The organism is Blautia sp. St.27G3 (assembly GCF_059728505.1).
Genome location: NZ_BAAGFO010000002.1, coordinates 367252 through 390959 on the forward strand (window position 1 = coordinate 367252; position 23708 = coordinate 390959).

The following is a 23708-nucleotide window of genomic DNA, read 5'->3' on the forward strand; positions in this document are numbered from 1 at the left end:
ATCGCCTTTATCAAAACTCCTTACTCGTATCTCGATATCAGAATACAGTTCGGCGTATCGACCTGGATCGGCCGTCCTTTCATTACAAGTAGGCCTTTGTCATAGTCAATCGTAAAAAACCGTATTTCGTTCGTCTCATGATTCAGCACCACCAGCGTTTTTTCACCCGGCAGCACATCAATGTCCTTCGGATAATCCCCACTGATCGGCAGACAGCAGAGTCTTGTCAGCATACCAGTCTCCTGGTCAATTTCGAAAACCGCCACTGTATTTTCCCCGGCTGTCGACGTATACAGATATCTTCCGCTCGGTGAAATCTTCATACCGCAACAGGCGCTCCCCTTCGATGCCGGGTCCCGGACTACGGAGATCTCCTGAATTTTCTCAAACTCAGGCGCTTTCCCGTCCCCGTCATACCGGTAAACACAGACCTCATTCGTCAGCTCTGCATTGATATAGGCAAATCTCCCATCCTTCCCGAATGTCAGAAGCCTCGGGCCGGAATCCAGCTTGCAGCGAATGATATCATAGAGCTTCAGCTTTCCTGTTTTTTCGTTTACTTTATAAAGCTTCACCTGGTCAATCCCATTATCCACAGCGCACAGATATTTGTCATCCGGAGTAGGAATCACACAGCTTACATGGGGCCGGAAATTCCGGTCCGCCACACTGCCGAGCCCTTTGTGAAAAATCCCGTCCATCACAGAGCCAAGCCGTCCGTCATGATGCGTATGAACTACCGTCACCTTCCCGTCATGATAACCGCCCACATACAGGAACTTTCCACTTTTATCCGTAGAAAGATAGCAGCCGCGCATCCCGTCTATCCCAATCTTGTTAATTGGTTCAAGTCCGCCATCTTCCAGAATTTTCAGTACTTCCACGCCCTCATCTGCAATTGAGTACAGATATTTGCTGTCGCAGGATTTCACCATATGGGAAGCGTTGTTGACCGGAACCACCTCACGCTCTGTCATATGCCCTTCTTCCAGGTCAATATCGTAAACATGAATTCCGATACTGCTCCCATGCGTATATGTGCCAACGTAGGCTACGTATTTTTCCTGTCTTTCCATCATTCAAAACCTCCTGCAAAAGTATCGCCGGCCTGTTTTTATCCAGTACTTTTCGATCGCGCCGGGCTTTTTTCCAATCATAACACAGAAGCTTTTTTTTGTTAAGTAAATTAGAGAAAAAACTTTTGAAAAACATATTGACATGATGAAAAGTAAGAGTATAATCATCATTAATGCGCGTTTAGTGACAGTAAACTTTTTGTTTATTTTTACTGTGTTTACATAAGAATGGAGAACGCTATGAAAATCGGATCAAAATTAAAAGAACTCCGTATTGCCAAAAATCTGACGCAGGAGGAGCTGGCCGACCGCGCGGAGCTGTCAAAAGGCTTTATTTCACAGCTCGAACGTGATCTCACCTCACCGTCCATCGCCACGCTGGTGGATATCCTGCAATGTCTCGGCACTGATTTACAGGAATTCTTCAGCACACCGGCCGATGAACAGATTGTATTCCACGACCAGGATTATTTCGAAAAGATTGATACAGAACTGAAAAATAAAATCGAATGGATTATTCCAAATGCCCAGAAAAACATGATGGAACCGATTCGCCTGACTCTGGAACCAGGCGGCTCCACCTACCCGGACGTTCCGCACGAAGGAGAAGAATTCGGCTACGTTCTTCACGGCAGTATTACGATTCATCTTGGCAACCGCAGTTACCGGGCTAAAAAGGGCGAGGCCTTTTATTTCATACCAAATACTCAGCATTATATTAAAGCAAACGGAAAAACCGGCGCTGAACTGCTCTGGATCAGCACGCCGCCGAGTTTTTAACAGGAGGTACGAATGAGCAACAAATTAATTGACCTGGTTGGTATCACCAAATCCTTTGACGGAGAACTGGTTCTGGATGACCTGAATCTCTATATTCGCGAAAATGAATTTCTCACCCTCCTCGGTCCCAGCGGCTGCGGAAAAACAACGACGCTCCGTATTCTGGGCGGATTTGAAAATCCGGATAAAGGCAGTGTCATTTTTAACGGAGAAAATATTACACAGCTTCCTCCAAACAAACGGCAGCTCAATACCGTTTTCCAGAAATACGCACTCTTCACACATATGACGATTGCGGAAAATATTGCTTTTGGCCTTAAAATAAAGAAAAAAAGTAAAGCCTACATTGATGATAAGATTAAATACGCGCTGAAACTTGTCAATCTTCAGGGATATGAAAACCGTATGCCGGATTCCTTAAGCGGCGGCCAGCAGCAGCGTATTGCCATTGCCCGCGCGATCGTAAATGAACCAAAGGTTCTTCTTCTCGACGAACCGCTCGGCGCACTTGATCTGAAGCTGCGGCAGGATATGCAATACGAACTGATCCGCCTCAAAAACGAACTCGGGATTACGTTCATTTATGTCACACACGATCAGGAAGAAGCGCTGACCATGTCAGACACGATCGTCGTCATGAATCAGGGCTACATCCAGCAGATCGGAACGCCGGAGGACATCTACAACGAGCCGCAGAACGCTTTCGTCGCAGATTTTATCGGCGACAGCAACATCATTAATGGCACGATGCTGGAAGATCGCCTCGTTGAAATCCTTGGTGCAAAATTCCCGTGCGTAGACGAGGGCTTCGGCCGCAACAAGCCGGTAGACGTTGTGATTCGTCCGGAGGACATTGATCTTCTGAAGCCGGAGGAAGGCACCATTCAGGGCGTCGTCACACATCTGATTTTCAAAGGCGTGCATTATGAGATGGAAGTCATGGCAAACGGTTATGAATGGCTTGTTCACAGTACAGACCTTTTCCCGGTTGGCACACAGGTCGGTCTTCATGTCGATCCCTTTGACATTCAGATTATGAACAAACCGGAATCAGAGGATGAGGAGGCGGTCACCATTGATGAGTAAAAGAAAAACAAAATGGCTGCTCTCCGGCCCATTTCTTCTTTGGACTGTAGCTTTCATCATGATTCCGCTCGCAATTATCGTCTATTATGGGCTTACATCCACGGAAGGAAGCTTTACTCTGTCCAATATTGCAGAGATGGGAACGCCGGAAAACATCAAAGCGCTTGTCCTTGCTTTGCTACTCTCCCTTGTAAGCACGGTGATCTGCCTGATTATGGCTTATCCGCTTGCCATGATCCTGTGCAACCTCAAGTTCAACGCGAATGGACTCATTGTTATGATTTTTATTGTGCCGATGTGGATGAATTTCCTGCTCCGCACGCTTGCATGGCAGACTCTGCTTGAAAAAACAGGTGTCATCAACATGATCCTGAAAGCGCTGCATCTGCCCACTTTAAATATCATCAATACGCCGTACGCCATTATTCTCGGCATGGTCTACAATTTCCTGCCGTTTATGCTGTTGCCTATTTACAACAGCCTGATCAAAATAGACAAAAATGTCATCAACGCCGCACGTGACCTCGGTGCAAACGAATTCAAGACCTTCTGGCGCATCACGTTTCCCTTGAGTCTCCCCGGCGTCATCAGCGGCATTACGATGGTATTTGTTCCGGCCATGACAACCTTCGTCATCAGTGATCTTCTCGGCGGAGCAAAAATTCTTCTCATCGGAAATGTCATTGAACAGAAATTCAAACAGGGAAACAACTGGAACGTCGGAAGCGGTCTGTCCCTTGTACTGATGGTATTTATTCTGATCAGTATGGCAATTATGCATAAATACGATAAAGATGGAGAGGGGGTTGCATTTTGATCCGGAATTTTTTCAAAAAATTTTATCTCTTTTTTATTTTTGTCCTGCTGTATGCGCCGATCCTCACCCTTATCGTTTACTCGTTCAATGCATCAAAAACGAGGGCAAAATGGGGAGGCTTTTCCTTAAAATGGTATTCCTCTCTTTTTGAGAACAAAGCGATTTTGCAGGCGCTTTATAATACGTTGCTGATTGCCCTGCTTTCCGCACTGATCGCAACCGTAATCGGTACCATGGCGTCTGTGGCACTCAATTCCATGAAAAGCAAAACGCGTACTTTCTGGATGAGTATGACGAACATCCCAATGCTGAACGCTGAAATTGTGACAGGTATCTCGCTGATGATGCTTTTTATCGCTGTCGGTAATTTTTTGTCTCTATTCGGCGGAAGCATTCGGTTCGGTTTTATGACCATCCTGATCGGACATATTACGTTCAATCTGCCTTATGTCATTTTGAGCGTCATGCCAAAACTCAAGCAGGTCAATATGTCGACCTACGAAGCTGCGCTTGATATCGGTGCTTCACCTATCTATGCTTTTTTCAAAGTCATTCTTCCGGACATCATGCCAGGCGTACTCTCCGGCTTCCTTCTGGCATTTACGTTATCGCTCGATGACTTCATTATCACGCACTTTGTAAAAGGCCCCGGTGTGGATACGCTCTCAACCAAAATCTACTCGGAAGTCCGCAAAGGCATCAAGCCGGAAATGTATGCGCTTTCTACGCTTGTTTTCATTACAGTGCTGCTTCTGCTGCTTATCGTAAACTATAAACCGAAGCAGAAAAATACTGCAAAAGTGTAATTTTGCAGTTAATATTATTTATTATTCAGGGAGGAGAAAAATCATGAAAAAAAGAAATCTGTTGATTCTTGCAGGAATTATTCCTGCCGTACTTCTGGCTGGCTGCGGAAAGAGCGGCGGCGATGAGAAGGAGAAAAAGGACACAAAAGTAGTTGCCGACTCTCAGGAAACGGAGAGCAAAACCTCATCCAAGGATGAAGAAAAGACCGAAGCAGCGGAAAATAAAAAGGGGGCCGGTGAGGTCATTGTTTACAACTGGGGCGAATACCTTGATCCGGATACGTTGGAGCTATTTACAGAGGAAACTGGAATTAAAGTTATTTATGAAGAATTTGAGACAAACGAAATCATGTATCCAAAGATCGAAACAGGCGCGATCGCTTACGACGTTGTCTGTCCTTCTGATTATATGATTCAGAAAATGCTTGAGAATGATCTTCTCTCTGAGATTAATTTCGATCATGTTCCGAACCTCAAAAACATCGGTGAAGAATACCTGAAATCCTCCCGTGAATTTGACCCGGAAAATAAGTATTCTGTGCCGTACTGCTGGGGAACCGTCGGCATTCTCTACAATAAAACAATGGTTGACGAACCGATCACAAGCTGGGATGTGCTCTGGGATGAGAAATACAAAGACAACATTCTGATGCAGGACAGCGTGCGTGACGCGCTCGGTATTGCGCTGAAACGGCTGGGCTATTCTCTGAATACCACAAATGAAAAAGAAATTTCAGAAGCTGCCGATACCCTCATCGAGCAGAAACCACTTGTTCAGGCGTACGTAATTGACCAGGTACGCGATAAGATGATCGGCGACGAAGCTGCAATCGGTGTTATCTACTCAGGTGAAGCGATTTATACGCAACGTGAAAATGAAAATCTCGAATACGTGATACCGGAAGAAGGTTCTAATATCTGGATTGACAGCTGGGTTATCCCGAAAAACGCAAAAAATAAGGAGAACGCAGAGGCATTTATCAATTTCATGTGCAAACCTGAAATTGCGCTGATGAACTTTGAGTACATCACATATTCCACACCAAATACGGCTGCCCGTGAACTGATTGAGGATGAAGATATCAAAAACAGCAAAATCGCATTCCCGGATGCCGCAGATATGGATCGCTGTGAAACCTTCCACTATCTCGGCGACGAAGTTGACAATATCTACAATGATTACTGGAACAAAGTAAAGTCCAGCTAACGATCGGACGCATATATAAAACAGAGGCTGCCGCATGAAGGAATGCAGCAGCCTCTTTCATTATCACATTTGAGGTGTTTCAGGATTGCAGGAGCACGAAGTGCGCAGTAATCCGTGGGTATGATGGGGCAAAATAACTTTTGACCCCAGCAGCATCATAATATATCTGCCAGAGGAATGAAAATATGAACCGGACATTATCATGGGAAATTACGGAAAATATGATAGATGAGCAGACTGCCGGTTCCGGCAGGTCAATTCGACATGCCGGAGGAGGATTAACGGTCGAACAGTTCCTTCGCAGCCAGGGCTGTTCTCATCACGTGCTGACTCACCTGAAACGCACAGAGTTCGGAATTCTGCAAAACGGTGAATGGGCTTACACGAATCAGTATCTCCGCTGCGGTGACCTCCTGCAAATCCGTCTGATCGAGGAAACCTCTTCGCCAAATATTGTTCCGGTTCCCATGGAACTCGATATTGTATACGAAGACGAAGATCTGATGGTGGTCAATAAAGCAAGCGATACCCCTATTCACCCTTCTGTCAATAATTATGAAAATACGCTTGCAAACGGGATTATGTACCACTTCGCATCAAAGGATATCCCGTTCGTTTTCCGTTGCATTAACCGTCTTGACCGGGATACCAGCGGGCTTTTGATCATTGCCAAGCATATGTTAAGCGGCGCCATCCTGTCTGAAATGTCCGCCTCCCGCCTCATTCACAGAGAGTATCTTGCCATCACAGAAGGATTTCTTCCTCCTACCGGCACAATCAACGCTCCGATCGCGCGGGCTGAGGATTCTGCCATCATGCGATGTGTCGATCAGGAACGCGGAGAGACCGCTGTCACGCATTACCGCTGCCTGAAGCATATCAACGGTTCTCCGACGCTCTCTCTCGCTTCCGTGTGTCTGGAAACAGGAAGGACACACCAGATTCGCGTTCACATGAAACATATTGGACATCCCCTGATCGGCGATTTTTTATATCACCCAACTTCGATGCAGCTTATCACACGCCAGGCGCTCCACTCCCACAGCCTTTCCTTCTCACATCCAGTTACGGGAGAAGCGCTTGCGTTCACATGTGATATGCCGGAAGATATGCGTCGGGTTGTACAGATTGGATGACCGATCTCTATTCTTCTTCAAATGCCAGTTTCAGCTTTTCCTGAATTTCTTTTACCGCTACCATATTGTTCAGTCCGATTGCTTTTCCTGCCTTTTGTGCATTTGGAAGAAGGTCTGCGCTGCAGACAAAGAGGTCTGCAGCACCTGGAAGCACGTCATCAATCGTCGAGTGATCTACCGTTACACCCTCGATTCCCAGGTTTTTCAGAGCTTTCTTTACATTCATCTCCATAACAAAAGACGTTCCCAGTCCAGAACCGCAAAAACACAAAATCTTTTTAATCATTTCATTTTCCTCCTGTTTGATCATTTTAATTTATCTCATTTTCAACTTCCTTTTTCCCACCGATCCAATTGTAAATAATCGGAATCAGGAATAAGACAATAATAATCCCAAACAAAACATTTCCGCTCATAACCTTTGTCAGATTGCCAAATATAATACCCACCAGCGTAAAGTCTGTGTCAGAAAATGCAGTGTTTGCAAATCCCATAGAGCTTAATACGGGATACATTCCTGCAATCAGGAAGGTAGCCACTACCCCGTGTACAAACGCCCCTGCAATGCAGCCCTTCAAGCCTCCGCGCGCATTGCCGCATACGCCCGCTGTCGCCCCACAGAAGAAATGGAGCACTGCTCCCGGAAGGATAATTGCAACTGCAATTCCCGCTCTTCCCATGAATGCAAGAATCGCCAGCGCTGCAATTCCACCAATAAAAGAGCTGAAAAACCCAAGCAGTACCGCATTCGGCGCATATGGAAATACGATCGGGCAGTCAAGCGCCGGTTTTGCATTTGGTACAAGCTTCTCCGAGATTCCCTTAAAAGCAGGCACAATTTCATTAATCAGCATACGAACCCCTGAAAGCACAACGTAAATACCTGCCGAAAACGTAATGGATTGAATGACAGAATAAATTACCCAGTTATCTGCTCCGATGATTGTGGCAGCTTCCGCAGGAGAAGTAAATACCGCCACTCCCGCAACAATGATATAGCACAGGAACATTGCCAGAGCAATCGAAATTGTATTCTCTCTCAAAAATGACAGTGTTGTCGGGAAATTAATATCTTCTGTTGTTACCGTATCATCTTTTTTGCCAAACAGCTTCCCAATCTGAGCGCTCAGCCAATAGCAGCTGCTTCCAAAATGGCCAAGTGCAAGTGAATCGTCCCCTGTGACTGCTTCAATCGTGGGCTGCATGAGCGCCGGAAATATGGTCATCACAAGTCCCAGCAGCAATGCGCCTGCAAGAATCAGTTTTATGCCTGTCAGACCGCTGATCGACATGAGAATGGAAATCAGGCAGGACATATATAATGCATGATGCCCGGTTAAGAAAATGTATTTCAGCCTCGAAAACCGCGCAAGCAGAATATTCGCACACATGCCAAGCGCAAATATGGAGGCCGTCTGCACAGCGTAGCTGTTTAATGCCAGTGATGTAACCGCTTCGTTATTCGGCACAACTCCCTCTACATGGAAAGCTGCCTGAAACAGATCGCCAAATGGAATAATGGAATCCTGGACAACACCGGCCCCTGCATTCAGCACGATAAATCCGAGTATTGTTTTAATGGTTCCCTTCACACAGGTCTGTACATCCTGACGCTGAAGCAGCAGACCTAGCAGCGCAATCAGACCCACAAAAATTGCCGGTGTAGAAAGCACCTGCTGAATAAACTGTAAAATACCAAGCATAATCTAACTCCTTTTCTCTCTTAGATACGTTCAAAATAATGGTATAAGGTCTGTACATCCGGAGCCTTTAAGATCCTCTCAACTTTATCCTCATCCGACAGTAGCTCCGATATCTGCACCAGCGCATCCAAATGACTGTTATTATCCTTAGCAGCCAATGTCACGAATAATCTGGCCGTCGTTTCTTTGCCGTCAAATTCGATATCCTGCCGGAATAAAGTGATGCCAATCTGCGTTTTGACAGCCCCCTGTTCCGGCCTTGCATGCGGCAACGCAATATGGTCTGCGATAATAATGTAAGGACCTAATTTTTCTACATTTTCAATAATCCCATCCTTATAACAGCTTTCTACATAGCCGCCCTGCTCCAGCGGACGCACAGAGATCCTGATTGCATCCCGCCAGTTGTCAGCCGACTCGCAAATCTGCACATTTTCCTTTTTCAGAAGACTCATGCCAAAATTCCTCCTTCCCAAAGATTTCCTAAAACTTCACTTTGTCCATCCACTTTGTTCGTCTAAACTGTCGTTTCCCGCCACCAGACCATTTCTGTTACGAATCCTTATTTCTACACAGAGTCTTTGCATAGAAGTTCCTTTTTATGCAGAATGCAGGATTATTTTTTCCAAACATATCTGAAATGGAAAATACATACATTCAAAAAAACTCTGTAAATCTTGAATAACCAAGATCACAGAGTTTTTTCATATCAAATTTTTGCCTGTTTTATTTATTGATGTTCTTCCAGCCAGCGGACCGCACAATGCGCCAGACAGGCGGAGCCAATCGGACAGACCTCCTCATTAAATTGAACTTTCGGATTGTGGACAGGGGCATCTCCCCGCTCATCCATGTACCCTGCTGAAAGATACATAAATACGCTGGGGACTTTCTCCGCAATAAACGCAAAATCCTCTGAAACACTGATCGACATATCCGGAACAGAATTCAGACCTGGAATCGGCAATTCCTCCATATAGCCTACCAGCTCATCCGTCATTTCCGGATTGCAGATCAGAGGCGGCACCTCAAAGAGCGTCTTGGTTTCTGCCGTTCCGCCAAAAGCTTCCGCTGTCTTCTGTACAACCTCTTTCAGACGGCGAACCATTTTTTCACGGCTGTCTTTATCATTCGTACGCAGGGTTCCCTGAAGGACAGCGGTATCCGGAATTATATTTGGAGCTGAACCGGCCAAAAAGCTGCCAATCGTCAACACACAAGATTTACCAGGATCTGCCTCCCGCGCAATCAGCGATTCCAGGGCAAGGTAAATGTGGGTTCCTATATTGATGGGGTCAATCGCATTGTGCGGATATGCCCCGTGGGCGCCTCTGCCATGGATCGTTATCTCGAAACCATCCACAGCATACATCATGATTCCGCCCCTGTTGTACATGAATTGCCCCATTGGAATTCTGCCAGAACCAACATGGTAGGCCAGGGCGGCATCCACATCCTCCAGTATTCCGTTTGCCAGCATATCCTTTGCGCCCTCAAAGGTTTCCTCCGCAGGCTGGAACATAAAACGAACCCTCCCACCCAGCGTAGTTTCCTTTTCTTTTAACATCTTTGCTGCTGTCAACAGCATAGCCGTATGAAGGTCATGTCCGCAGGTGTGAGCCTCCGTGCCGGTAGGACAGGCAAAGCTTTCGCCGCTCTCATCCGGCATGGGCAGCGCATCCATATCCGCCCGGAGCAGAATTGTTCTACCGCCTTTCCTTCCTAATTCTGCGGTCACACCATGGCCGCAGAGATACGCTTCCAGACCATAATTCCTCAACTGCTCCAAAACATAAGCCTGCCCTTTTGGCATATGCAGACCTACCTCCGCATTTCTATGCAGCCAGCGACGGTGAGCGACTGTTTCCTCACGTAATTCCAACGCTCTTTCATAAAAATTCATAACCATACCTCCCAATTTTCCATAACTAAATCCCAAACCTCTAAGGAAACCTTCGGTGAATCGCATGGATTTACATCGGAAAATGCCGTTTCCCGGCGCAAATCCGGCGATTTTACAGGTTGCTTTGCTTCTGATTCACACTCTTTCTCAGATAATTTCCGATATTCGTCATGCAAAGAAGCGTCACTACCAGAAAAACACCTGGAATCAGAATCATCCACCAGGACCCGCCAAGCAGCGCTTTTTCGGACAAAGACAACATACTTCCCCAGGATATCACCTCAAGCGGCAGTCCAATTCCCATAAAGCTCAATGTGGACTCTGACACAATTGCGCTGCGCACGTTCATAACAACCATAAACATGATGGAAGAAACAAAATTCGGGGTCAGATGCTTCCACAAAATATGAAAAAACCCGCCTCCCATGCAACGCGAGGCAATCACATACTCGCTGTTTCGAATCTGCCGCACCTCAGTCCGTACCACTTTCGCAATGCTTGTCCAGCCTGTCACACCGATTACAAACGAAATTGTCAGCACATTTGCTTTTCCAAGAATAGCCTGAAGCAAAATAACGAGCAAAAGATTCGGTATGCTGAGCAGGATCTCTGTTACCCGCATCAGCAGCGTATCCAGCCACTGCGGCGCAATTCCGCTGACAGCCCCAAACAGAACCGCAATCACCGTTGAGATCGCAGCGGAAAGTAAACCAATCAAAAGCGAGATCCTCCCGCCATACCAGATCATGGAAAAAATGTCCCGCCCCATCGTATCTGTTCCGAACAGAAATTCCGCATCTGGTGCGAGGCTATAGTGCAGCAAATCCATGTACGTGGGGTCCTTCGTCATAATAAAACGATTTCCAAGGCATCCTGCAACAATCAGGACCAATATTCCAATCGAAAAAATGGGCCTGCCCTGATACCACTTTTTTTTCAATTTATCCGGCTGTTCTGCTATGTGCCGGATTCCAACCACCTGAAATTCATCCGGACTCACAGTTGCGTTACCTCCGTTTCTTCCATAATCTCCGCTGCGCGGATTCGCGGGTCAATCTGTTCATTGACTGCCTGGGCAATCATATTGCACAAAATCACTACAACGCCGGACAGAATACACAGAACCATCAGCAGATTATAATCTTTGTATCGTGCGCTCTCATACGAAAGTGTTCCGATTCCCGGGTAGGAAAACACGGTCTCAATAATATACGTTCCTCCAAGCACATGCGGCACGGAAATCGCCATAATACTCAGATACGACGGTATAATATTGCGAAGACAGTGCCGAAACAGAATTTGCTTTTTATCCATCCCCTTCGACCTTGCAAGTAGTACGTAATCTGCCCTTACTTCCTCCAGAAGCTTATTGCGTATCATGTACGCATAATACCAGAGATGATTGAGTACTACAATACTCACCGGCAAAATCAGATGCCAGATTCTGTCCAGAATATCATCACTTTTTCCGACCGTGTAAGCGCCGCTTCCGGGCAGCCACCGCAGCTCCACTGCAAAAATAAGCAACAACAGCAACGACAGCCAGAATTCCGGAATACAGCTCGTAACAGTGCCAACCTTGCAGATCATACGGTCTAAAAGGCTGTCCTCATACCATGCGCACAATACTCCCAGCAAAAGTGCCAGAACAAAAATCAAAAGAAAACCAATTCCTCCGAGAACCAATGTATTCCCGATTCTTCCTCCAATGACCTCCAGCACATCCTTCTTGTATTTATACGAAATCCCAAAGTCTCCGCGCACTGCCTGTTTTAGCCACTGCACATACTGAACGGAAACCGGCTCATGCAGCCCAAGCCGTTCTTCTGCACGTTCCCGCTCCTGCGGGCTCATCTTTTCCACCCGGTCTCCATAATAAGAAACCAGAGGATCGCCTGGTGCCATTCTGGAAATATAAAACGTAATCAGAGACAGCAAAAAAACACTGATCGCAAAAATCAGCACTTTCTTCCCAATGTACTGTACTTTATTCTTTTTCATCCCTGCTCCACCGCCTCTATTGATCGATCTCCACATAATGTCCTGGAAGAACCTCTTCCATTCTCCCGCCTCTCACATACTTATCACTTCCAAATTCCGTTGTTTTGCGTGCTCTTTCTTTGAGCGGATCTGGTACGGGAATTGCAGACAGCAGCTCTTTTGTATATGGGTGCAACGGATTTGCATACAACTCGCCACACGGCGCCAGCTCAACCAGCCGCCCGTGATACATCACACCGACACGGTCGCACAAAAACTCCACCATGGCAAGGTCATGTGCAATAAATAAAAAAGAAAAACCATGTTCTTCCTGCAAATGACGAAATAAATTAACGATTTGCGCCTGAATTGACACATCCAGAGAAGCTATCGGTTCATCTGCCACAAGAAGCCCCGGCTCTGTAATCAGCGCCCGTGCGATTGCCACACGCTGCCGCTGGCCCCCGGACAGTTCAGAAGGATATCGGTTCAGGCACTGCTCTTCCAGCCCCACCGCCTTCATCTGAAAAAGCGCTTCCTCATGATACGACCCATGCATCGGCTTCATATGACTTACTTTCAGGGGTTCCAGAATAATCTCTTTCACCTTCATCCTCTGATTCAGGCTGGACCCGGAATCCTGAAAAATCAACTGTCTGTCTGTCTGCAGCATTTTTTTGTTCTGCCTGAATTGCCCCCTGTCGCAGACATCTATGCCGCGATACACAATTTTCCCGGAATATGGCCGGCAAATATTCATGATACAGCGCGCAACCGTCGACTTTCCGGACCCGGATTCACCAACCAGTCCCAGTATTTCCCCACGCCGAATCTGAAAGGAAACATCGTCCACTGCACGGATTACATGCTTTTTAGACAGTGGAAATACGTGCGACAAATGCTGCACATCCAGAAGAATCTCTGCATTTTGTCCAGTCTCAGAATTTTGTCCCTCTTCTGATTCCGCCTGTTCCAGAACCTCGAAATTCCCGCCACTTTCCAGTTTTTCTATACATCTTTTTCTGCATAACTGTTTTGTTTCCATTTCTCCATTCTGTGCACCAACCGCATCAACATTTCCCATCGCTTCCGCAATCTGGTTCCTGACGTTTGCCGCCCGTTCATCCAGCAGCCATGTTGCCGCATAGTGACTGTCTGTCACGCGAAACATAGGCGGTTCTTTCTCATAATCAACCGCAAGCGCATATGTATTGCGGTATGCAAACGCATCCCCTTTGGGCGGATGAATGAGAGACGGCGGCATTCCAGGCAGGGTATACAGCCTGTCTTTCCCTCTTGACAGAGCCGGCAGGGAACGAAGCAGTCCCCACGTATACGGATGCTTCGGGTCATAATAAACTTCCTGCGTTTCTCCCGTTTCAATGATTTTCCCGGCGTACATCACCGCAACGCGGTCCGCACAACGCGCCACAACACCGAGATCATGTGATACGAGAATCGTAGCCGTCCCAAGCCTTTTCTGTATTTCACGCAACAGGTCAAGAATCTGCGCCTGAATCGTCACGTCGAGCGAGGTAGTCGGCTCATCTGCGATCAGAATATCCGGATCTGAGGCAAGTGCAATTGCAAGAACACTTCGCTGACGCATACCGCCCGAAAAATTCCACGGATACAGATTCGCCCGTTCTTCTGCCCGCTCAATGCCTACCAGCTCCATCAGTTCCAGCACGCGCTTTTTCACCTCCGCCTTTGACAGCTTTGGCTGATGAATCAGGACGGCTTCTGCAATCTGCGCCCCTATCGTCATAGTCGGATTCAGCGACGTCATGGGATCCTGAAATACCATGGAAAACAGATTTCCGCGAAGCTTCTGCATTTCCTTTTCCTTGTAGGAAGTGATATCCACGCCATTTATACAGATACTTCCTGATTTTATTTTCGCATTTCCAGGCAACAGCTTCATGATCGACTTGCACATTATGCTCTTTCCGCAGCCGGACTCTCCCACCACTGCCAGAATTTCTCCTGCGCGTAAGGAAAAGCTTACGTCTCTGACTGCCTCCACTTCTCCTTGCACAGTATCAATACCGACTGATAAATGCTTTACTTCCAGTAATTCAGACATCATTTCCTCCGGATGTTACAATTTTGCTTCCAATTACAAACAGGACGAACCCGGACAAACGGTACAAAACCGAGATTCCCGCAAAAAAGTCACCTCTTGTTCCGTACCGTTTACCCTGGTTCTGATTGTGATAAAAGTCCCGTGAATTATCCGATTATTCTTCTATCGTCCACTCTGCCACGTTCCAGAATATTCCCACACCGTGATGTCCCATAACGGTATCCGGGGCGATTCCTGAGATGGATGATTTTGCTACGTAATTTGCATCAATGTAGCAGATAAAGGCGAAAGCCGGATCATTTGCAAGCTCCTCCTGGAATTTCGCATAAGCTTCACCCCGCACTGCCGGATCATTGGACTGACGCGCCTCGGTCAGATACTGATCTACCATCTTGTTTGAATATCCGGAATAATTTGCTCCCTTGTCTGTCCCAAATACTTTATACGTATGGTCGTCTGCATCAAACGGGCTGCCCCATCCGATCAGATATGCCATCTGTCCGCCCCAGTCGACCTGAGCCGGTATGTCTACTGTCACGTCAAGACCAATCTCCCGCAGCTGCTGTGCGGCTGCCTGCGCCATATCCACGCGCACCTGGTCGCCTGATCCGACACTGATCACAAAGCCAAGCTTTTCCCCGTCTCTGTAATAGAAGCCGTCCTCCTCCATCGTACATCCGGCCGCTTCCAGTATCTCTTTTGCTTTTTCCGGATTGTAATCATAATGTTCCACATTCTCATTATTATAGATGTTTCGCTGCAGCGGTCCGTAAGCTGCCATGCCCTGTCCGAGAATTATGGCATTGATAATTGCCTCGCGGTCGATTCCATAGCAGATTGCCGGAATGATATCTTTGTTTTTCGTCCAGTATTCATTCCAGAAATTAAAGAGAATTCCGCGGTAATCCGATGTCTGCATATCATAACACGTATAGCCTTCTCTTCCGGCAAACAGCTGCGCATCCTTCGGTGTCAGAAGTGCCAGATCCAGCTCACCGGCTTCCATTTGCATTGCTTTCGCATTGTCGTCTGTTACGATCTTGAAAATAATCTCGTCGATGTTCGGTTCCCCTTTGAAATATTCCTCATTTTTTTCGAGAATAATCGCCTGGCCCTCATCCCACTCGGCAAGCTTATACGGCCCTGTACCGACCGGATTGCGGAAGAAATCAGATTCCTGCATATTTTCTTCTGCAAGCAGATGCTCGGGAAGAACCGCCATCGTCATATAATCAAGAAACGCCACGTTCGGAGAGGACAGCCAAAATGCAATCGTATAGTCGTCAATTACTTCTATCTCTTCCACATCCTCATAATTCGGTGCATTCTCAGAGCCGTTCTCCGGATCCATAATAGATTCAATCGTAAATTTCACATCGTCTGCTGTAAACGGCTCCCCGTCGTGCCACTTCACGCCTTCTTCCAGATGGAACGTATACTTAAAAGCTTCCTCGTCAAATTCCCAGCTCTTTGCAAGTCCCGGAACGACCTGATTCTCACCGTCGTGCGCGGTCAGACCATTAAAGAGCAGAATATTGATCTCTCCATGTTCATCCATCGCAGGATTGATTCTCGTATAATCACCGCTTCCGTAAACAAGTGTGGATGCTTCTGCCGCGCAAACATTCATACACGCCAATGCAGCGGTTGCTGCAAGAAATAATATTGCTTTTTTCATTTGTTTCCTCCTGTTTTTATATACTGCTTTACCCGCAGCTTCCTGATTCATCAGCTTATAAAATTTGCCCCCAGGCAGTCAAATTTTCTATGTGCTATCTTATCGTGCAGAAGAAATTTTCGCAAGCCTCCCGGGGGGATATGAAACCATTCCTGTTTTTGCCTATCCATTCCGTTTCTGACATAGCTTTTCTCTCAAAAAAGAAATCAGCTCTTTTATTCCCCCACTCAGCTCCGCCCCTTTATATACGATACAACCAAAAAGGAAACGAGTTGCCGATCCATCCACACTCAGTTTGCATGTGCCCGTTTCCGTCTGGTGCAGATAACTCCCGCTGATATTCACCAGGTCTGTCTCATCCAGCATCCTGCTCATGATATAATCACTGTTCGTAATTACTGAGATTTCCAAATCCTCCCATATGGAAGAACCTTCCCAAATCTCAGAATAATTCTGTATCAGCCGATGGCCCTTCAATTCCTCTAAAGTAACGATTTGCCCTTCCTGTTTAGACAGCGTACTCTTTTTTCCTGGATATAGCTCCATCGTCTCCCCATACAGCTCAATAAAAGCCAGTTTATTTCCCGCCAGTTCCTCGCAAAAAATTCTTTTCTGATCCTCTGGCACATACACGAACCCAATATCATCCAGATGCTTCGCCATCCGCTCCATGACAGTTCGTACGTCTGCCGCATAAATCTGAAAATGATATTTCTTCTGGTCATTCACACGATAAAATTCTACGATCTGATCTGCCATCCAGTAACTCGGATTCATGGAAATACGAAGCCATTTTGTAATACCAGAACGTGGAAAAGATTCCAGCATATCCATATCATTTACAATCTTATGTGCATAGGAATAGATATGCTTTCCCTCCTCCGTCAGCGCAATCCCTCTCGGAAGCCGTTCAAACAGGCCGACTCCCAGATCTGTTTCCAGTCCTTTTATTGTCTTGCTCACGGCGGACTGCGTTGTGTAAAGCCGTCTGGCTGCCTGACTGATCGAGCCCGCCTGCACACAGGCGACAAAATATTTTAACTGTTTAATATCCATCGTTCCATATCCGCCTTTCTCTCACTGCCAAATCATAGCGCAGCAAACGAAATCCTGCAAGCCTCCCATGGGGATATACCAGGACATTTTCATAGCTATTCTTTTTTTGCATAGATTCCTGTCTTTATTTCATATTGTGATATCCCCCGGGGAGGCTTGTTTTCTTCAGCTCTTCTGAATAAAATAATAACCGTGCATAATACCTCCACCAAAAATGCACGTAAGATTAACGAAACTCCCATTATAAAAAGAGCTGCTGTAAACTATGTAAGAAAAGAATATTGACCATATCATATTCTTAATCTTACATTTTACAGCAGCTTCTTTTATGCTTTTCTCTTAAATTTAATCAAAATTTCTTATTATTCTGCATCCGTCGGGAATCCAAAATAATCTGTCGTATATTCTTCCATCAACTGTTCCAGCTCACTCAGCTCTTCCTCATGAACAGCAATGCCTGCTCCGAAGTCGATATACCCCATGCCTTCGTCAGCTACCGGCCACTCGGCCAGTCCTTCGCCGTTCGGATCTCCGGTCTTAATGAAGTTAGACCAGTACTGATTCATCTTCTTGGCCAGCTCATAATCCCAGTCTCTCCACTGTCTCACTTCCGGCACGCCTTCACGGATGGAATTGAACGCATACCACATCTCACTGGTATGCCATGCCCACTGATTTGCAGCGCCTCTGTCCGTACCAAGATCTGTAATGCTCTCCGGCGTTACCTGGCTGAACAGATAATTGTAATTCTTGGTAGCTCCATTTGTTCTCTTTGCGATCATCTTTCCAAAAATTCTGTTTACCATCAGGCTTCTGCTCATATTCGTTCCGAGACCGTAAGTTCCAAGCTGACGGCTGGTAATACCTGCAGAAGCGTCAGATACTTTAACCAGATTTTCAAAATCATAGTCGTTATACAGATCGCCCAGTACTTCCTTATACTGCGCATAGAAATCCTCTGCATTTGTCACCTGCGGATAACTTCCTTCTCCCATATTGGTTCCGGAAAGAATCGCCACGTCATCAAACGCTCCTGCATCCACGGCGTCCTTCAGGCTCGCATACGTTACATACAGCCCGTCCTGATTCATACTGCCAGGATAAAATTTACTTCCGCTGTTCACCAGCTCAGCAGCATCAATACTTCTGAGTTCTTCCAGGGATATCGCTCTGTCCAAACCAAGATCCTCAAGGTAAGACGCGCCGCTTTCCTCTGCCTCTTCCTGTGATTTAAACGCATTTCCGTATTTCAGGCCGCTTTCCAGGATTAATCTGCCTACCTCAACATCCATCATCGGAGACGCTTCCATACTCATCGCCTTCGTGGTGCCGCCAGACTGTCCGCCAACCGTAATATTCTCCGGGTCACCGCCAAAGCCCGCAATATTTTCTTTGATCCACTCCATGGCCTTAATCTGATCCATCAGACCATAGTTTCCGCTCTGCCCCTGTTCCTCTGAAAGCTGCGGCAAAGACAAATAACCAAATGCTCCCAGTCTCTGCTCAACGGATACAAACACAATTCCGTTCTGTGCAAAAGCCTCTCCGTTCCCCTCCGGCTCAAACGTATAACAACTGTTCAGTCCGCCGCCATGGAACCATACAAATACCGGCTTTTTCGTATCCGCATTCAAGCTGTCCCCGGTTGTCATAATATTCAGGTAAAGGCAGTCCTCGCTCATCTGCGGCACGCCGTCATAATAAATGTCTGAAAGATATGGCTCTACCTCTGCGCCGCCCAGAACCTGCATCGGGATATCTTTATACGTATCACACACAAGTACATCATCCCATGCTTCCGGATCTTCCGGCACTTTTACTCCAGTACAAGCAGTGAGTACGGATTGATTGTAACATGGTTTCCATCCAGACTGCTCTGCGTATCATCTGTGCTCTGGAACAGAATCTGAGTAAACTCTCCGTAAGTTTCTGACGGAACCAGATCAAGCTCCTTGACCTCGCCAGTCAGGTTTACCAGCACCAAAGCGCTTTCGTTCTGTGTCATACGAATAAATGATACAATTCCCTGATCCTCTGTCTCATAAACGTCAATATCACCGTCTCTTAATACATCGCAGCTCTTCTTCAGGTTCATAACCTCTTTATAGTATGTATATAACGGATTCACGCCTGCTTCTGCATCTTCTACAGAAAGACCTTCTACAGCCATATCTGCTGTCCACGGCATTTTGATCGGGCCATCTGAATTCCAGGATTCTGTTGCACCCAGCTCTTCCTGAAAATACATAAATACATTTCCCGGCATTGCTGCAAGCAGAGAAGCTGCTGTACGTGCATGATCCTTATTTCCTTCTAACTGTTTCATGACACGCTGCTGATCATGATTGGAAAGGAATGGACAATCAATGAAATTACCGTCAGAAGCAGCATTACAAGTTTCATAATATGCTTTCAGGTCTTCTACAAGATTCAGATCATTGCTTGTCTTGTCTGTGAGTGCATCTTCACCTTCCACATACTGATAAGCAGTAGACTCATTTTTAGCTGCCATCAGCATCTTACTTCCAAGATTAAAATTGTAAAGGCTGTCCAGATGTCCGCCCGTAATAAACGGAATCATATGGCTGGCATCTTTGTCCCATACCTCTGCAATCAAATATGCATCCGGATGCTCTGCATGAACACCTTCACTGAATTCCTGCCAGAAAGCCATATTTTTCGCAAAAATTTCGTCGCTGTAAATATTGGAGAAGTAATCTCCGAAAATGTGACGCGCTGCATCCAGTCGGAATCCGTCAAAGCCGAGATCCAGCCAGAAATTTGCACAGTCAATAAACTCCTGACGTACTTCCGGATTATCAAAGTTCAAATCTGGCACATTGTCCTGGAAAATATCAATCCACGTATAATCAAATTCTTTTCCAAAATACGGTGAATCCTCTGCCAGCTGATCTGTGGTCCACCACACGGACTCAAATCTGCCATTTGCATTATCTCCGGAATACGTTCCGCCTGTCATCGGATACTGCTCTGTCCAACCATCCAGATTGCCATGCTCTTTTTCATAAGCATTTCTCTCTTCCTGAATTTCAAGAGCGGTCTTATCTACAAAGTTGGCATCCTTCGAAACAAAGTTGAACCAGTCAAAATATTTGTTCTTGCTTCCGTCTTCCAGAACCGGTCCCTCAAGTGCAGACTCAAACCACGGGTTGTTGTATGCACAGTGATTGATTACTAAATCCATGACAACACGGATTCCTTTTTCTTTTGCCGAAGCAAGGAAAGATTTCAGCTCCTGCATGGTTCCATAGCTAGCGTTCAGTCCATAATAATCAATCGTGCTGTAAGGGGAAGCGTTTGATTTATTAATCGGCTGAACCCATATTCCGGTAACACCGAGGTCTTCCAGATAACCGAGTTTCTTCTCTGCGCCTTTGAAATCTCCGATTCCATCTCCGTCGCTGTCAAAAAAAGTGCCTACATTCAGCTCATACCAGATTCCGCCTTCCTGAAGCTCAGCCTCCGGATACGTGCCTGCTCCCGCACAAGCCGCGCTTCCATTTCCCATAACCATAGAAAGTGTCAGCATAGCTGCCATTGATTTCTTTTTCACATTTCTTTTCATATTGCACAGACCTCCTTTTTTATTTTATACATATTTTATTATTATTGTACAATAACTACCATGGAGATTTGTCTTTGTTTTCAAGGTTTATTTTTCACTTCTCGTTCTGATTTGAAAATTGTTCTCGTTCTCTGCACCAATTGTCAGTCGGACTTCCATTTTCCTCCCATATCCCAACAAATTCATCAAATGCTTCGATTGATTCCTGCCCGAGAATGATTTTTGCATACGTCTGCTCTTCTAAAGTTTTCAATGCCTTCCACTTTGTTTCCCCTGAGCCTGCAATTCCCGCCCCCTCATTATAAACGGGATGATACTTCTGATCGGCAATCGGTCTGACTCCATTCAAAATCCCGAAAAGCCGTATAAAACTGTCCTCTTTTTCTTCTTTGTAATCCTCTATTCCAAAATGATCATACGGATATCGGTTCAGTTCTTTTAAATTATCAATATCGCTCTGCAACCTCTTATGTCTGGAATAATTAATTTCCTGCTCCGCACCTTCCATGACATTGTTCAGTACTATCCAGGTATACTCCAATTCGTTGGCAAAATCGTGCTCCCATCCGAGTGGATAAGCCTTTATGCTCGGTCCTTCCTGCCGTTCTTCTTCCCGCCAGCCATACTCCAACTGAAGCCCATAATTCAACACCTGAATAACACTTTTAGGATCCCTGCACTTTTTATGAATGACTAGGTACTGATTCACATTCGACGGCATTGTACAAATGTATTCTCCTTGCGCATCAAGTGGCGCGCCATATGCCTGCCATTCACTTTTATTGTCAATCATATCCCGCTTCAGTCGCTCTGCTGCCCACCAGGGACCAAAAAAGATTCCAACCTTCCCTTCCTCCAGTATCTCCTGTATGTTTTCACGGAAAAAGATCTCCTGATCCAATATGCCTTCCTGATATAACTCAGCCAATACCTCCAACGCCTGCCTCGCCTCTTCCTGTACTGAACCGTACACCAGTTCTCCGTCTTCGTTGGTGATCCAGTAACCAGGATATGCATGAAAGGCTGAAAAAATCGGTCCCAGCCCGAAACAGCACTTTCCTACTGCCGTAAGAGAATCCTCTATCCCCGGTCCAAGGATTCCAATTGTTCCATTGCCTCCCATCTGTTTTTCTACAAACTGCCCGCTCACCCCGATAATTTCTTCCATAGTCCGCGGTGCTTCCAGTCCCAGTTCATCCAGCCAGTCCTGACGAATCCACATTACATTGATGTTGCTCGCTATCAGATTCGGGAAAGGAATTGCCATCATTTCTCCTCCCGTTTTCACTGTCTCTATAATCTGCTCTCCTCCGCTTTCGACAAAGGCCTTCACCTGTTCGGAAACTTCCTGCTCATAAAGCGTGGTTACGGGCTGAAGCTGCCCGTACTCCAACATCTGGAGATATTGTTCCTCCTCCACCAACAGCGCGTCCGGCAGCGCATCGCATGCAATGTGCATGTCGATGTTACGGGCAAATTCTTCTTTTGAATAAATCCAGTCGTATACAATATGAATTCCCAGATCCTCACGAATCAGATCCAGAAGCTGATTGTTGCTCATGTTTTGTCCTTCAGGCAAGAACGTATTATCCTCTACCGTCAGACCCAAATGCAATTCCTTTTCTGCCTGCTCTTTTTCTGGTTCTGCCTCCATCCGGATCCAGGTCAGACCTGATCCTATAACTGCCAGGAGTAGCCCAATCCCAAGTAAATTCCCTTTTTTCATTCCTGCCTCCCGTTCTGTTTTCTGTATTCGACAGGACTGCACTGCATTTTTTCCCGGAATACACGGCTGAAATAATAAACATCCTCGTACCCGCTTTTTTCTGCAATTTCCGCCACTCCAAGTTCTGTATTTAAAAGCAGTTCTTCTGCTTTGCCAATCCTCAGTTTTGAAACAAAATCTCCAAATGTAACACCTGTATACTTTTTAAATTTCATGCTGAAACAGCTGCGGCTCATTCCGATTTCCGCTGCCACCTCCGATGCGTGAAGCGGACCAGTAAACGTGCGTTCAATCCGTCTGACCGCTTTCATCATACTCCCGAACTCGTTCTTTCCAAAATCACAGCTGCGATACTCCCCGCGCATCTGCTCTACCCATTCAAAAATTTCCTCAACAGACTGAAACCATGGAATATCCGTTTCGCGACGTTCGAGATTTTGATCCGCTTTTCCGATACATTTTACCATCAGCCGTTCCAAAATGCGCACCTCTGGATGGCAGGCCCTCGTGTAATCTAACAATTCCCCATAAAACATGGTATCAAAAACCCACCAGAGACTGTTCCACTGTTCTTTTATCTTCTCCCATGCTTTTATATCTCCGCTTTTGCCATGAACCATCCCCTGATTCCTTTCATAATACTTTTTTGCAATACGCTCCAGCAAAATTTCTCCATCCGTAAATTCAAGGGAAGCCTTTGAAATGTATTCCAGACATCCCAGCCGGACTGCGGACTGCGCATAGGAAAACTCCTCATAAAAGGTCAGCACAACAAAACGGATATCCGGTCTTTCAGCAGTGCATTGTTCCATAAATTCAATCCCGTCCATTTCCGGCATATCAATATCTACAAAAACCAGATCCGTATCGTTTTCCCGCAAAAAGCGCAACGCCTCTCTGCCGTTTTGTACATCTCCGACGACTTCCATCTGATATTTCTTCCAGGGAAGAAGTGCAATAATCCCCTGTCTCGCCAGCTTGTCATCATCTACTACCAAAACTCTGATCATCTTCTCCTCCTTCATCTTTTCAAATGCCCAGCGCAACTCCACTCTAATCGCAGCAGTCCTATTTAATCTGCA

Annotated in this window: 20 protein-coding genes; 6 read left to right on the top strand and 14 right to left on the bottom strand. The window is 46.1% G+C overall.

Features of this window, described 5'->3' with window-relative positions:
- Positions 1-20: 20 nt before the first annotated feature.
- Positions 21-1079 carry a lactonase family protein gene (locus AC6I2O_RS11360; RefSeq protein ID WP_497742687.1) on the bottom strand — a complete coding sequence of 353 codons (1059 nt, stop codon included), beginning with the start codon at positions 1077-1079 and terminating at the stop codon, positions 21-23.
- A 237-nt stretch (positions 1080-1316) separates the two neighbouring features.
- Between AC6I2O_RS11360 and AC6I2O_RS11365 the strand changes: the two genes are divergently transcribed.
- The 6 genes from AC6I2O_RS11365 to AC6I2O_RS11390 all read left to right on the top strand — a co-directional run bounded on the left by AC6I2O_RS11365 (position 1317) and on the right by AC6I2O_RS11390 (position 6908).
- A complete protein-coding gene (locus tag AC6I2O_RS11365) occupies positions 1317-1856 on the top strand; it encodes a helix-turn-helix domain-containing protein (protein WP_120392200.1) in 540 nt (179 codons plus the stop codon).
- 12 nt (positions 1857-1868) lie between these two features.
- The gene (gene potA / locus AC6I2O_RS11370) at positions 1869-2942 is read left to right on the top strand and encodes a spermidine/putrescine ABC transporter ATP-binding protein (protein WP_120392201.1); all 1074 of its coding nucleotides are present in this window, start codon (positions 1869-1871) and stop codon (positions 2940-2942) included.
- Positions 2935-3759: an ABC transporter permease gene (locus AC6I2O_RS11375; protein WP_497742688.1), complete on the top strand. Its 825-nt coding sequence runs from the start codon at positions 2935-2937 to the stop codon at positions 3757-3759. The genes potA and AC6I2O_RS11375 overlap by 8 nt, the downstream gene beginning before the upstream one ends.
- Entirely contained in the window at positions 3756-4565 is an 810-nt protein-coding gene (locus AC6I2O_RS11380) for an ABC transporter permease (RefSeq protein ID WP_120392203.1), read from the top strand. The genes AC6I2O_RS11375 and AC6I2O_RS11380 overlap by 4 nt, the downstream gene beginning before the upstream one ends.
- Positions 4566-4608: 43 nt before the next feature.
- Complete coding sequence (locus AC6I2O_RS11385) at positions 4609-5772, top strand: ABC transporter substrate-binding protein (protein ID WP_120392204.1); 1164 nt, start codon at positions 4609-4611, stop codon at positions 5770-5772.
- A 185-nt stretch (positions 5773-5957) separates the two neighbouring features.
- Positions 5958-6908 (top strand): RluA family pseudouridine synthase, encoded by a 951-nt coding sequence (locus AC6I2O_RS11390; RefSeq protein ID WP_497742689.1) that lies wholly within the window; start codon positions 5958-5960, stop codon positions 6906-6908.
- A gap of 7 nt (positions 6909-6915) precedes the next feature.
- Here the strand turns inward: AC6I2O_RS11390 and AC6I2O_RS11395 are convergent, their stop codons facing one another.
- The 13 genes from AC6I2O_RS11395 to AC6I2O_RS11455 all read right to left on the bottom strand — a co-directional run bounded on the left by AC6I2O_RS11395 (position 6916) and on the right by AC6I2O_RS11455 (position 23636).
- Positions 6916-7194: a PTS sugar transporter subunit IIB gene (locus AC6I2O_RS11395; RefSeq protein ID WP_120392322.1), complete on the bottom strand. Its 279-nt coding sequence runs from the start codon at positions 7192-7194 to the stop codon at positions 6916-6918.
- A 25-nt stretch (positions 7195-7219) separates the two neighbouring features.
- Positions 7220-8611 carry a PTS ascorbate transporter subunit IIC gene (gene ulaA / locus AC6I2O_RS11400; protein WP_120392206.1) on the bottom strand — a complete coding sequence of 464 codons (1392 nt, stop codon included), beginning with the start codon at positions 8609-8611 and terminating at the stop codon, positions 7220-7222.
- A gap of 20 nt (positions 8612-8631) precedes the next feature.
- The gene (locus tag AC6I2O_RS11405; protein ID WP_120392207.1) at positions 8632-9066 is read right to left on the bottom strand and encodes a PTS sugar transporter subunit IIA; all 435 of its coding nucleotides are present in this window, start codon (positions 9064-9066) and stop codon (positions 8632-8634) included.
- A 275-nt stretch (positions 9067-9341) separates the two neighbouring features.
- Positions 9342-10514 carry a M20 family metallopeptidase gene (locus AC6I2O_RS11410; protein WP_120392208.1) on the bottom strand — a complete coding sequence of 391 codons (1173 nt, stop codon included), beginning with the start codon at positions 10512-10514 and terminating at the stop codon, positions 9342-9344.
- A 112-nt stretch (positions 10515-10626) separates the two neighbouring features.
- Positions 10627-11514: an ABC transporter permease gene (locus tag AC6I2O_RS11415; RefSeq protein ID WP_120392209.1), complete on the bottom strand. Its 888-nt coding sequence runs from the start codon at positions 11512-11514 to the stop codon at positions 10627-10629.
- Complete coding sequence (locus AC6I2O_RS11420) at positions 11511-12515, bottom strand: ABC transporter permease (protein WP_497742690.1); 1005 nt, start codon at positions 12513-12515, stop codon at positions 11511-11513. The genes AC6I2O_RS11415 and AC6I2O_RS11420 overlap by 4 nt, the downstream gene beginning before the upstream one ends.
- Before the next feature lie 16 nt (positions 12516-12531).
- The gene (locus AC6I2O_RS11425; protein WP_497742691.1) at positions 12532-14580 is read right to left on the bottom strand and encodes a dipeptide ABC transporter ATP-binding protein; all 2049 of its coding nucleotides are present in this window, start codon (positions 14578-14580) and stop codon (positions 12532-12534) included.
- 154 nt (positions 14581-14734) lie between these two features.
- Positions 14735-16258 carry an ABC transporter substrate-binding protein gene (locus tag AC6I2O_RS11430; RefSeq protein ID WP_497742692.1) on the bottom strand — a complete coding sequence of 508 codons (1524 nt, stop codon included), beginning with the start codon at positions 16256-16258 and terminating at the stop codon, positions 14735-14737.
- Between the two features lie 162 nt (positions 16259-16420).
- Entirely contained in the window at positions 16421-17314 is an 894-nt protein-coding gene (locus tag AC6I2O_RS11435; protein WP_120392213.1) for a LysR family transcriptional regulator, read from the bottom strand.
- 362 nt (positions 17315-17676) lie between these two features.
- Positions 17677-19128: a carboxylesterase family protein gene (locus AC6I2O_RS11440; protein ID WP_497742693.1), complete on the bottom strand. Its 1452-nt coding sequence runs from the start codon at positions 19126-19128 to the stop codon at positions 17677-17679.
- A gap of 2 nt (positions 19129-19130) precedes the next feature.
- Positions 19131-20900, bottom strand: a complete 1770-nt coding sequence (locus AC6I2O_RS11445; protein WP_120392214.1) for an alpha-amylase family glycosyl hydrolase — start codon at positions 20898-20900, stop codon at positions 19131-19133.
- A gap of 94 nt (positions 20901-20994) precedes the next feature.
- Positions 20995-22626 (bottom strand): type 2 periplasmic-binding domain-containing protein, encoded by a 1632-nt coding sequence (locus tag AC6I2O_RS11450; RefSeq protein WP_120392215.1) that lies wholly within the window; start codon positions 22624-22626, stop codon positions 20995-20997.
- Positions 22623-23636 (bottom strand): response regulator transcription factor, encoded by a 1014-nt coding sequence (locus AC6I2O_RS11455; RefSeq protein WP_497742694.1) that lies wholly within the window; start codon positions 23634-23636, stop codon positions 22623-22625. Before AC6I2O_RS11455 ends, AC6I2O_RS11450 begins: the two co-directional genes overlap by 4 nt.
- Positions 23637-23708: the final 72 nt, after the last annotated feature.